The sequence below is a fragment of the Arthrobacter sp. TMN-49 genome, from assembly GCF_054511095.1.
On sequence record NZ_JBTNDH010000005.1, the window covers coordinates 116,748 to 128,048 of the forward strand.

The window sequence follows — 11,301 nt, forward strand, 5'->3', positions numbered from 1 at the left end:
GGGCAAAAGCCAAGAATATCCAGCAATGCAATAGCATGAAGGAAACTCTTCTGTTTGACCAGCGCGATCGGAGCCATCCTCATCATGAAACGCCTTGCAGCCCTCGCCGGCAGCCTTCTCCTTGCTTTGACCATCTCTTCCTGCGGTGCCGCAGCGGGCCCCGTGGGCACGTGGGGCGAAGGTTACAAGACAGACAAAAAGCCCTACCTGGAGCTGGCACTGGGCCAGGAACAGGACGCAAACAAGGCCGGCTTCCTGACGGGCAGCGACGGGTGCAACCGTCTTTCGGGCCAGTGGCTGATGCTCGACGGCGAACTCACGTTCCCGGAGCTCGGTGGCACCAAGATGGCGTGCGAGGGCATGGACACCTGGCTGTCCAAGGCTGCCGGCGGCACCATTTCCGGTGACGTGCTGACAGTCACCGATGCCGGCGGCGCCACCCTGGGCACGTTGAAGCGACGCGGCTAATCCCCACGCCCTCCCCGTGAGCGGTCTGGATGTGAGCATCTGACCCGCAGAAAACGCCGAGAATCGCGTCTTTGACGCGATTTTTCGGCGTTTTCTGCGGGTCAGATGGCTGTGAAGCTAGCTACCGCAACCCCAGCTCGGGGGCTGGCAGGCCAAAGGTGTTCCGCAACGCGGACTTGGCTGCCAACCAGCCAGCCATGCCGTGAACGGCCGGCCCCGGCGGTGTGGACGCCGAGCCGAGGTACAGCCCGGGAACCGGGGTCCGCCACGGATCGGGTGAGATGACGGGCCGTTTCAACAGCTGCATCATGGTTACCGCGCCCGCGCTGATATCGCCACCAATGTAGTTGGCGTTGTAGTTGCCCACATCCTGCGCCGTTTGCGTGCTGGTGGCAAGGATCAAGTCCCGGAAACCGGGGGCGTGCTTTTCCACGGCACGGATTATGTCTTCGGTACAGTCGCGGGTGGAGCCGGCCGGTACATGAGTGTAGGCCCACAACGTTTGCTGTCCGGCGGGTGCCCGGCTGTCATCAATGACACCTGCCTGCACGGCAAGAACGTAGGGGTTCTCCGGGTGGCGGCCCGAGAGGACTTGCCCTTCAGCGAAGGCAATGTCTCGCCGGGAACCGCCCAAATGCACTGTGGGAGCGTTGCGAAGTTCAGGGGCCGTCCACGGCACGGGTCCGGAGAGCGCAAAATCAACTTTGCACACACCGGCTCCGTATTTAAATGATTCGAGTTGGCGTATATACCGTTGCGGTAATTCTTTGGCGGCCATGGCGGCCAAAGCCCGCGGCGTGGTGTTGAAGATGACGGCTTTGGCACCTGTTGACGATTTGATGTCGGCCAAGCTGTCGACACGGTGCGAAACCTCAATCTGACCGCCGTGAGCCAGCAGGTCATCCGCCAGGGCCTGCGCAATTGCCTGCGAACCGCCCCGCGGCACGGGCCACCCTCCCGCATGGGCGAGCACGCCGAGTAACATCCCGGCACCCGCCGTGGAGAGCGCTGGCAGGCGGCCAATGGCGTGGGCAGAGACGCCTGTCAGCATGGCCGGAGCCGCGTCGCCCTTGAAGCCAAGGTTCCACGCCGGAGTGCCTTGAAGTAGCGTACGCACCCCGTACTGGATCGCAGCGAGAGGGTCCTTGGGTACGCGCAGCAGGCTTCCCTGCGTGAAGTCAATGATGCCGTCCAACCTCCGCAGCAGCGGAGCCATCAAGGTTCGCCAGGCACGCCCGTCGGCACCAAGCCCCTCCACCGTCCGCTCCAGATCGCGGTAGGCAATGCCCGCCCGGCCACCGTCCAGCGGGTGCCCATAGGAGATCTCAGGCACCAGCAGCTCAATCCGCCGGCTCAGCTCAAACGCCTTGAAGAACGGCGAGGCCAGTGCCATGGGATGAACAGCTGCGCAAACGTCATGCCGAAATCCTGGCAACGTCAACTCAGCCGTTCTTGTGCCGCCACCTATGGACTCGGCGGCCTCAAAGAGCCGCACGGACAGCCCGGCCCGGGCAAGCGTTACGGCGGCAGCGAGCCCATTGGGGCCGGCCCCCACCACGGCAACATCCGTCATTGCACGGACCCCTCCGCGGCCTTCGGCGGCGTACCCTGCCCGGAGGCAACAAGTACGTCAGTCCGCTGCGCAGCAGCAATGTGGGCTGTCGCGGGGGCTGCTGGTGGGTCTACTAGGACGCCGCCTTGCGGGTCATCCACCGAACCACGGCGCACCACGTCGAAACCGGGCGAGAGCATGTCCCGGACGCACAGGCCGATGAGGGCACAGGTGGCCGCGGCAGCCGTCAGGGCAGCCAACAGGAAATAAGGTGCGTCAATGGCGTGCTGGTCGCTGAGGTTGCCCAGGACTTTGCTCCGGAACAGCATCAGGGCAATGAAGTGCGTGATGATGGCGGCCTGCCACACCAGTACGGGGCGCCAGCGCGGCAACGCCAACGCCAAGAGCGGCACCAACCAGACTGCGTGCCACGGTTCGGTGCCCTTGTTGACCACCATGAACCCCGCGGCAGCCACAAACATCAATTGCGCCACGCGGGGTTTGTGGGGCGTGTAGAGGGCCAGAGCAATCAGTCCAAGCACCAGGACCACCAAGAATACTGAGGCCAGTGCGTTGGTGACACCAACGTCCAGCGCCGGCCAGCCCATGCGTTGAGCCAACAGGTTGATGCCACCATAAATGGATGACTCTGAGGGTTCGGCGGCCAGCAGACTCTTCCAATAGTCCGGGATGGCCGGCGGATTGGCCGCCATCATGGGGGCCAGCACCAGCAACCAGGCAATGGCCGCAGCGGCGACCATCTCCAGCATTTTGGTGGTGTGGCCCGTGCGGATGCCCAGCAGCAGCAAAGCCAGCACAACGAATATGACGTAGGGCGCTGCCAAGGCGGCAACGCCGAACACCGCTCCGGCCCACAGGGTCTGCCGTCTTGCGAAGAGGTAGATGCCCAGGGCTACCAACGCGGCTGCCCAGAAGTCCCAACTGGCATAGGCGGTGAGGATCAGGACCGGGCTGGCAGCCACAATGGCGCCATCCCAGACCCTGCGCCGGGCTGCGCGGGCCACAAAAATCACTGTGACCATCCACGCAACGGCCATCAATGCGGCGTTCAGGTCAAAAAACGCCAGCTGCCGCAGCGCCCCGTCACCGGCACCACGCGTCAACCATGCCGTGATCCCGGCAATCCAGCCGGCAAGCACCGGGTGGTCAAAGGGTGATCCGGGCGAAAAGAACGGGACCATGGTCCCCAGTTTGCCGTCGACAAACGAGTTCGGAAAAGTGGAGAAGCACACGGTGGAGTACTGGTCGGGTGTGGTCCATCCGGCGGTTCGGCAATGAGACTTGGTCATCACGGCAATGATCGCGGACAGGGTTGTCATCAAGACCAAAACCCGTTCGATCGTGAAGAAGCCGGGGTTGATGCGCCCCGGCGCCGTTCGTTGACCCAACGGTCCGCCAACAGGCTCCGTCATGGTCCGCAACAACGGGTCGCTGCGTGAGGGCACCACTATGTGATGCCGGGGATGTGTCCCCGGAGCTTGTGAATCCGCCATGATGACGAGCCTACTCGGTGTTGGACCCTCAACCAGATTGCGTCATTGCGGAGCTAGAAGCCCCACTGTTCAACTGCTGGTGTGTTCTTGTCCCAGCCCAGCGTGCACACTTTGGCGGTGCCCAGCACAAAGTGGCGCCCTTGCCCGGCCGGCAGTCCCAGCCAGCGGGCCGTCATAATGCGCAGAAAGTGGCCGTGAGCCACCAGCAACACGTTCGCCTGGGCGCCGTCGGGCCGCTTAACCTCGAGCGCCCGCGCAACAATCGCATCGGCACGCTCAGCCACGTGGGAGAGCGACTCCCCGTTGGGCACACCGTCATCCCAAATCAGGTAGCCGGGGTTCTGCGCCCGCACCACACCGCTGTTGATGCCTTCGTAGTCGCCGTAGTCCCACTCGACGGCGTTGGGCTCCACCACGGCGTCGGGGAATCCCGCAAGGGTAGCCGTGCGGTGGGCACGTTGCAGCGGCGAGGTGAGCACCAGGTCAAAGTCGACGCCGGTCAGCGCCGCTTGCGCGGAGCGGGCCTGCGCTTCACCCTCGCTGGTCAACGGCAAATCCGTCAGGCCCGTGTACTGCCCGCTGCGGGACCACTCGGTTTCGCCATGGCGCAGCAGCCACAGCTTGGGACCGCCTGGAATGGGGGCCAGCGGTGCCGGAACGTTCGGTGCCTGCATGTTGGTGGTACTCATGGTGATCAGATCCAATCGGGTGTCGTTAGTTATTCTTCAACGGCCGGCGCGGGCTGTGATTCGGGCTGCTCCAGCCACCACTGGCGCAATACGTGTTCGGCCTTTTCCGGGCCCAAGGGTCCGTGTTCCATGCGCTCTTCAAGCAGGAAGTTGTAGGCGCGGCCCACCACGCGCCCCGGCTTGATGTCCAGCAGTGCCATGATGGCACCGCCGTCAAGGTCGGGACGAATCGAATCAAGCTCCTCCTGCTCGGCCAGCACAGCTATTCGTTCCTCAAGATCGTCATAGGCAAAGGCCAGCCGATCGGCCTTGCGCTGGTTGCGGGTGGTGACGTCGGAGCGGGTCAGCCGGTGCAGACGCTCCAGCAGGGGTCCGGCGTCGGTCACGTAGCGGCGCACGGCTGAGTCGCTCCAGCCGGCCTCACCGTAGCCGTAGAAGCGCATGTGCAGTTCCACAAGGCGAGACACAGCCTTGATGGAGTCGTTGTCAAAACGCAGTTCCTTCATGCGCTTGGCTGTCAGCTTCGCACCGGCAAGATCGTGGTGGCGGAAACTCACGCCGCCGCCGGGCTCAAATCGGCGGGTCTTGGGTTTTCCGACGTCGTGCATCAGGGCAGCAAAACGCAACACAAAGTCCGGGCCGGGAACGGGCCCGTCAGGCCCGCTCTCCAGCGAAGCCGCCTTTTCCAACACCTGCAAGGAGTGCTGGTAAACGTCCTTGTGCCTGTGGTGCTCATCGGTTTCCAACTTGAGCGCGGGCACTTCCGGCAGCACAAGATCGGCGAGCCCCGTGCCGACCAAAATGTCGACGCCGACGCGCGGATGCGCCCCACAAATCAATTTGACCAATTCGTCGCGAACCCGTTCAGCGGAAATAATGCTGATCCGCTCGGCCATGCCCGTCATGGCGGCCAGGACGTCCGGGTGCAGCGCAAAACCCAGCTGTGAGGCAAAACGCGCCGCACGCATCATCCGAAGCGGGTCATTGGAGAACGAATCCTCCGCCTTTCCGGGGGTCCGCAACAGCCCGGCAGCCAAGTCCTCGGCACCTCCGAAGGGGTCCACAAGTTCCATGGTCGGCAGGCGCAGGGCCATGGCATTGACGCTGAAGTCACGGCGTTGCAGGTCCTCGATCAAGGAGCTGCCAAAGGCCACAACTGGTTTGCGCGACTGCGGATCGTACGCCTCGGCGCGGTACGTGGTGACCTCAATGAGCAGAACTTCTTTGTTGCTGTTGCGCTTGCGGAAGCCGATGGTGCCAAAATCGCGGCCCATCTCCCAGTGCGAATCCGCCCATTTCTTGGCCACCAGGAGTATTTCCTCGGGTGTGGCGTTCGTGGTGAAATCCAGATCAGGGGATATTCGCCCTAAAAAGAGGTCGCGAACAGGTCCGCCCACAAGAGAAAGCTCGTAGCCAGCGTCAGTGAAGAGACGTCCCAGCTCAAGAACCACCGGATCAAATTTTGAAGTATCGGCCACCAAATTCATAGTCCCTTAAGAATGCCAGACTTTTCACGCCGTGCGCTTGCCCCTCCCGCTGCCAACCGTTTGGGCACCCGTGAAAACCACGCATCTGCCCTGTCATCATCTGTGCCCAAAGATAGCTAGAGTGGACTCCATGGTTCACCCAGTGCCGCGCGCGCCCAAGAGGAACCCGTTGCCCTCGGCAATGGGTCCATTGGTTGTGCCAGCTGCGCCCAGTGTTCCGAGCCAGCTGCCCACGGTGGAGGAAGTTTCCGCCGGTGGCGTGGTTGTTGAAATGCACGACGGCGTCCCCCGGGTTGCGATTATTGCCCGCATCAACCGTGGCGGCCGCCTTGAGTGGTGCCTGCCCAAGGGCCATCCGGAAGGTCAAGAGACGCATGCGCAGGCAGCCGTGCGTGAGATCGAGGAAGAAACAGGCATTGCCGGGGACGTTTTAGCCACACTTGGCAGCATTGACTACTGGTTCACCGTCAGCGGACACCGGGTCCACAAAACAGTCCACCACTTCTTGTTGCGCGCCACGGGCGGTTTCCTCACCATTGAAAACGACCCCGACCACGAGGCCGTAGACGTGGCCTGGGTTCCCTTGGATGAGCTGGCCAGGAAGCTCTCCTTCCCCAACGAGCGGCGCATTTCAGATCTGGCACGAGAATTACTGCCCGAATACTTCTAGTCACTCGTGGCCCTGGGCTTTCAGCACTCTATGAGCCAGCAGTGAGATGATGGGATCAATGTCTAACGAACAACGGGCTCACATCCCGCCTAAACCCACTGTCGCGCCACGTGTGGCTCTTGTGCAAACAATAGCCCCAAGCAATATGGAGGCCATGCCGCAGTTTGCAATGCAGGCCCCGCCAACCCAGTCGCAGCCCGTGGTGAGCCAGCAAACCAAGAACTCTGCGCCGTCGAACGCTGCCCGATCCAGCGCGTCCCTGGCCATCGGCACCTTGGCCTCACGCATCCTAGGCTTCATCAAGGGAATCGTGTTGGGCATTGCGATTGCCGGCACCACTGTTGGCAACATCTTTGAGGGCGCCAACATCCTGCCCAACCTGATCTTCCTGATGCTTGCCGGCGGGGTGTTCAATGCGGTTCTGATCCCGCAGATCGCCAAAGCGAGCAAACAGCCGGACAAGGGCGCAGATTTCATCTCCCGACTTCTGACGCTGGGCGTCATCGGCCTGTTGGTGCTGACGGCTATTGTCATGCTCCTGGCGGCTCCCATCATGGGGTTGTCCACTTCCTTTACCGGCAAGCAACTGGAACTGGCCATCACCTTTGGCCTGTTCCTGTTGCCGCAGATCTTCTTCTACGGACTGTTTTCCCTGCTGGGCCAGGTCCTGAACGCCCACAACTCCTTCAAGGCCTACGCTTGGGCCCCTGTCATCAACAATGTGGTGGCGATTGCGGGTCTGCTCGTGTTCATCGTCGTCGCAGGCGGTGTGGCCACCAGCCCGCATACTGTGGACAACTGGACCACGGCTCAGACCTGGATGCTGGCAGGAACGGCAACGCTGGGCATCGTGGTGCAGTCGGCCGTGTTGCTTCTTCCCGTCCACCGCCTGGGGCTGAATTTGCGTCCCAAGTTCGGCTGGAAGGACTCCGGTCTGGGTGCTGCGGCCAAGGTTGCCGTGTGGACCATGGGCACCATGATCATTGGCAACCTGAGCTTCATCATCATCCTCCGCGTCGCGACTATCCCCACCGGCGGCGACGCAAGCGCCGATCCCGACGCCGGCATTCCCGGGATTCTTATACTGAACCGCGCCACCGAGCTCTACATCATGCCGCACTCCATCATTGCCCTGTCCATTGCGACAGTGATGTTCACTGCCATGGCCCATGCAGCAGCAAGCAAGGATGCGTCCGGATTGCGCACCTCACTCGCAGGAGCGCTGCGCACCACCGGCATGGCCACAGTGTTTGCCGCCATTGCCCTGGTGGTACTGTCCGGGCCGTTCGGCATGCTCTTTGGCGGCAGTCAAGAGGTCGTGGGTCGTCAAATAGCCATCACACTCTCAATCCTGGCCATCGGCGCACCGTTCTACAGCATTAACTTCATCCTCAACCGGGTGTTTTACGCGCAGGAGAACGCCAAGACGCCTTTCATCATCCAATGCATCATGGTCTGCATTGGTTTGGGCGGGGCATTGCTGGCAAGTCTCCTGCCGCATGAGTTCATCATCTACGGCCTGGCCGCCAGTTACACCCTCAGCAATGTGCTGGGTCCCGTGGTCAGCCACCTGTTCCTGCGCGCCAAGCTGGGCGACTACGGCGGCGGGCTCATCATGCGCGCGCATATGCGCTTCCTGGCCGCAGCCCTCGTGGCGGGAATAGCCGGAGAACTGGCACTCATGCTCTTTGGCAGCACCTCAACCGGCGGGTTTATGTGGAGTTCTATTGCTGCGTCCGCAGTAACTTTGGCCGTTGTGGGCACAATCATGGCCGTGGCCTACATATTGGTTCTTAAACGCATGCGCGTGCAGGAAGTTGATGCGCTGCTCAACCCATTGATCAGCAGGGTCCGCAATCGTCTGACGTCGCGGTAGCTGGATTTAGCAGTATCTGCAGCCATTCAAGGAAGCAACCACTGAACTTTCAGTGTTTTCCGATAGAATCAGTCAGAATATGGCTTTGCGTATTGTTCGCTGAAGCCACCATGTTTGTTAGAGGAGGATTTGGTGCCACAACCCATCGACGTGGGCTCGATCCTTGGCGGCCGTTACAAGGTTACTGGCCGCATCTTGGCTTCTGCCGAGGACGACGTCATTTTGGATGGCCTGGATCAGGTCCTTAATAGGCCTGTCAGCATCCTTGTTTCGGCTGTGGGGAACTCAGCCAGCCTGACGAAAAGTGCCCGTGAGGTGGCCATTGGGACGCGTATTTCCGGCGTCGCCATCCTTGATCTGGGTGTTCAGGACCATGCCACCTACCTCATCGCGGCCAGGACCTCGCCGGCAGAACTGCTGGACCTTGTGGTCCCCACGGAAGCTGTGGAACAGGTCTATCAGGAGCCGTTCTTCACCGATACCCTCGGCACTGAGATCTTTGGCAAGGCACGCGACGCCGCTCCTGTGAGCAGCGCCTATGTGTATGAGGACAATTCGCCCATGACACCGGCGCACCCGTTGCCTCCCGCACGGCAGAAACCTGCCCCCACCCCGCCCACGGCCGCCGTGGCAGCCGCGGCGATTCCCGCCGTCGAGCCTTCCACGCCTGCCCCACAAACACCGTCCAAGGTGACATTGTGGGATGAGGACGACTACGGGTTCATCAACGAGGACCACGAGGAAACTGTGGCCCAGGAACGCCGTGCGGGCACATTCCCCGCTGAACTCCGCGACGCGAGCGATGACTACGCCCCGGATGACTTGCTCGAGGAGGACGACGGAAACGCTCCCCGGGTCAGTGGCCGCTGGCTAACCGGTGCCATTGTGAGTGTTTTGCTCATTGGTGCGCTAATTTTTGCGCTCCAGCACATCGGGACGTTGTTCAACGGTTCCAGCAACGAGGCAGGGGTGAGTACGAGTACCTCGGCAACACCGCCCCCCAGTGCGGCAGCATCCCCCTCGGCGGCGCCGAAACCGCCGACTGTCGCCCCTGCTATCAACGGCCTGACCGACATCACCACCTACGCCCCTGGCGTGCAGAACTACGGTGAGACGTACTTCCCCCGCCTCAAGGACGCTATCGACGGCAACAAGGGCACCTACTGGCCCACTGTCGAGTTCTCCAATGCCGACTTCGCAAACATGACCGAGGGTGTGGATTTGGTTGTCGAATTGGCCCAGGAATCCACCATCAGCTCCGTCACCATCAATCAGTTGGCCGGATCCGGCGGACAGTTCAACATCCTGACCAACAGCAAGCCCGATCTTCAGGGGGCCACGAAGATTGGCAGCGGCTCCTTTAGCTCCCCTGACTTCACGTTGACGGCAGCCCCGGGAGTCAAGGCCAAGTACGTCATCATCAGCTTCACGCAGTTGCCAAAACTCCAGCCGTTCGTGACATACCCCTTTGGCTTGAAGATCACCGAGATCAGTATTAAGTAATCCACCGCCTTGCCCACGTCAGCGTGAGCGGAATAACGGCGTCCCCATACCGGTTGTGAATAGCGAAGGCCCCCATTGAACCGCCACGCCGCGGTCCATCAAAGTAGGAAGAGGAACACTCACCCGTGAGCACGCAAGCAACCCCCGCAAGCGATGTCCGTGATGTCATCATCGTCGGTTCCGGTCCCGCAGGATACACAGCGGCAATCTACACAGCCCGCGCGGATCTCAAGCCGCTCATGATCGCCGGTTCCGTGACGGCAGGCGGCGAGCTGATGAACACGACAGAGGTAGAGAACTTCCCCGGCTTCCCCGAGGGCATCATGGGCCCGGACCTGATGGAGAACTTGGGCCAACAGGCCGAAAAGTTTGGCACCGAGGTGATGTACGACGACGTGACTTCCGTGGAGCTGGAAGGCGCCATCAAGACTGTGACCCTCGCCGATGGCCAGGAATTCAAGGCACGCGCCGTTATCATTTCCACCGGATCCGCTTACCGCGAGCTCGGTGTTGACGGCGAAAAGCGTCTTGTCGGTCATGGCGTGAGCTCCTGCGCCACCTGCGACGGTTTCTTCTTCAAGGGTCATGACATAGCCGTTATTGGTGGTGGCGATTCCGCCATGGAGGAAGCGATCTTCCTGACCAAATTCGCCGATTCTGTGACTGTTGTGCACCGCCGCGACACCCTCCGCGCCTCCAAGATCATGGCCGATCGCGCCCTGAACCACCCGAAGATCAAGTTCATCTGGAACTCGGAGGTCGTGGGCGTTGATGGTGACGCGAAGGTCACCGGAATTCGCCTGAACAATCTGGTCACGGGCGAGAAGAGCGAACTGACTGTCACGGGCGTATTCGTTGCCATTGGCAACGATCCCCGTGTCGACCTGGTCAAGGGAGTTCTGGAGCTGACCGGAGCCGGCACCATCGCCGTTGAGGGTCGCTCGTCCAAGACCAACCTGCCGGGCGTCTTTGCCGCCGGCGACGTCGTGGACCCAACCTACCGCCAAGCCATCACGGCTGCGGGCTCAGGATGTGTTGCCGCACTGGATGTGGAACACTTCTTGGCCGATGCGAATTCTTAAGAGAAAGTAGTTCACCATGAGTAATGCCAAGAGTGCAACGGATGCAACATTTACCGTCGACGTATTGAACTCCGAAAAGCCTGTCATTGTGGATTTCTGGGCCGAGTGGTGTGGCCCCTGCCGCAAACTTGGTCCCATCCTCGATGAGATCTCTGTAGAGTACGCGGACAAGGTGGACGTCATCAAGGTCGACGTCGATGCCAACCCCGGCATTTCTGCCAAGTACGGAATCACCTCCATCCCGGCCGTATACCTGTTCGAGGGTGGCGAGGTCAAAAGCACAGTGGTGGGCGCCCGGCCCAAGCAGTACTTTGAAAAGGAATTTGCTGATTTCCTAAAGTAGTCCTTCAGAGTTTTCCAGTGGGGTGGGGGGGGGGGGGGGGGGGGGGGGGAGGCGACCTTGGGAGGGGGGGGGTGGGGCGCTAGGGTGGGGGCGGTGGGGAAGTCGGGGGGGGGGGTT

General features: G+C 61.5%; 10 protein-coding genes. 6 read left to right on the top strand and 4 right to left on the bottom strand.

The features are described from left to right. Positions 1–54: 54 nt before the first annotated feature. Positions 55–468 (top strand): META domain-containing protein, encoded by a 414-nt coding sequence (locus tag ACX80E_RS04080; RefSeq protein WP_459300627.1) that lies wholly within the window; start codon positions 55–57, stop codon positions 466–468. A gap of 121 nt (positions 469–589) precedes the next feature. On the opposite strand, the gene ACX80E_RS04085 is transcribed toward ACX80E_RS04080, so the two are convergent. From ACX80E_RS04085 to ACX80E_RS04100, 4 genes are read right to left on the bottom strand one after another with little or no spacing between them, the layout of a single operon-like run. Continuing rightward, complete coding sequence (locus tag ACX80E_RS04085; protein ID WP_459300628.1) at positions 590–2,041, bottom strand: phytoene desaturase family protein; 1,452 nt, start codon at positions 2,039–2,041, stop codon at positions 590–592. Further along, entirely contained in the window at positions 2,038–3,534 is a 1,497-nt protein-coding gene (locus ACX80E_RS04090; protein WP_459300629.1) for a hypothetical protein, read from the bottom strand. Before ACX80E_RS04090 ends, ACX80E_RS04085 begins: the two co-directional genes overlap by 4 nt. Positions 3,535–3,587: 53 nt before the next feature. Continuing rightward, a complete protein-coding gene (locus ACX80E_RS04095) occupies positions 3,588–4,208 on the bottom strand; it encodes a histidine phosphatase family protein (RefSeq protein WP_459300642.1) in 621 nt (206 codons plus the stop codon). Positions 4,209–4,252: 44 nt separating this feature from the next. Continuing rightward, positions 4,253–5,710: a CCA tRNA nucleotidyltransferase gene (locus tag ACX80E_RS04100; RefSeq protein WP_459300630.1), complete on the bottom strand. Its 1,458-nt coding sequence runs from the start codon at positions 5,708–5,710 to the stop codon at positions 4,253–4,255. 130 nt (positions 5,711–5,840) lie between these two features. Between ACX80E_RS04100 and ACX80E_RS04105 the strand changes: the two genes are divergently transcribed. The 5 genes from ACX80E_RS04105 to trxA all read left to right on the top strand — a co-directional run bounded on the left by ACX80E_RS04105 (position 5,841) and on the right by trxA (position 11,184). After that, positions 5,841–6,380, top strand: a complete 540-nt coding sequence (locus ACX80E_RS04105) for an NUDIX hydrolase (RefSeq protein WP_459300631.1) — start codon at positions 5,841–5,843, stop codon at positions 6,378–6,380. 154 nt (positions 6,381–6,534) lie between these two features. After that, complete coding sequence (murJ, locus tag ACX80E_RS04110; RefSeq protein ID WP_459300632.1) at positions 6,535–8,256, top strand: murein biosynthesis integral membrane protein MurJ; 1,722 nt, start codon at positions 6,535–6,537, stop codon at positions 8,254–8,256. 132 nt (positions 8,257–8,388) lie between these two features. Then, a complete protein-coding gene (locus ACX80E_RS04115) occupies positions 8,389–9,759 on the top strand; it encodes a hypothetical protein (protein WP_459300633.1) in 1,371 nt (456 codons plus the stop codon). Positions 9,760–9,884: 125 nt separating this feature from the next. Then, a complete protein-coding gene (gene trxB / locus ACX80E_RS04120; protein ID WP_459300634.1) occupies positions 9,885–10,841 on the top strand; it encodes a thioredoxin-disulfide reductase in 957 nt (318 codons plus the stop codon). Between the two features lie 16 nt (positions 10,842–10,857). After that, complete coding sequence (gene trxA, locus ACX80E_RS04125; RefSeq protein ID WP_459300635.1) at positions 10,858–11,184, top strand: thioredoxin; 327 nt, start codon at positions 10,858–10,860, stop codon at positions 11,182–11,184. The last annotated feature ends 117 nt before the right edge of the window (positions 11,185–11,301 follow it).

Excerpts from the sequence above, each read along its gene's own strand:
- ACX80E_RS04085 (WP_459300628.1), bottom strand. The coding sequence starts at position 2,041 with ATGACGGATGTTGCCGTGGTGGGGGCCGGCCCCAATGGGCTCGCTGCC.
- ACX80E_RS04090 (WP_459300629.1), bottom strand. The coding sequence starts at position 3,534 with ATGGCGGATTCACAAGCTCCGGGGACACATCCCCGGCATCACATAGTG.
- ACX80E_RS04095 (WP_459300642.1), bottom strand. The coding sequence starts at position 4,208 with ATGCAGGCACCGAACGTTCCGGCACCGCTGGCCCCCATTCCAGGCGGT.
- ACX80E_RS04100 (WP_459300630.1), bottom strand. The coding sequence starts at position 5,710 with ATGAATTTGGTGGCCGATACTTCAAAATTTGATCCGGTGGTTCTTGAG.
- ACX80E_RS04105 (WP_459300631.1), top strand. The coding sequence starts at position 5,841 with ATGGTTCACCCAGTGCCGCGCGCGCCCAAGAGGAACCCGTTGCCCTCG.
- murJ (WP_459300632.1), top strand. The coding sequence starts at position 6,535 with ATGCCGCAGTTTGCAATGCAGGCCCCGCCAACCCAGTCGCAGCCCGTG.
- trxA (WP_459300635.1), top strand. The coding sequence starts at position 10,858 with ATGAGTAATGCCAAGAGTGCAACGGATGCAACATTTACCGTCGACGTA.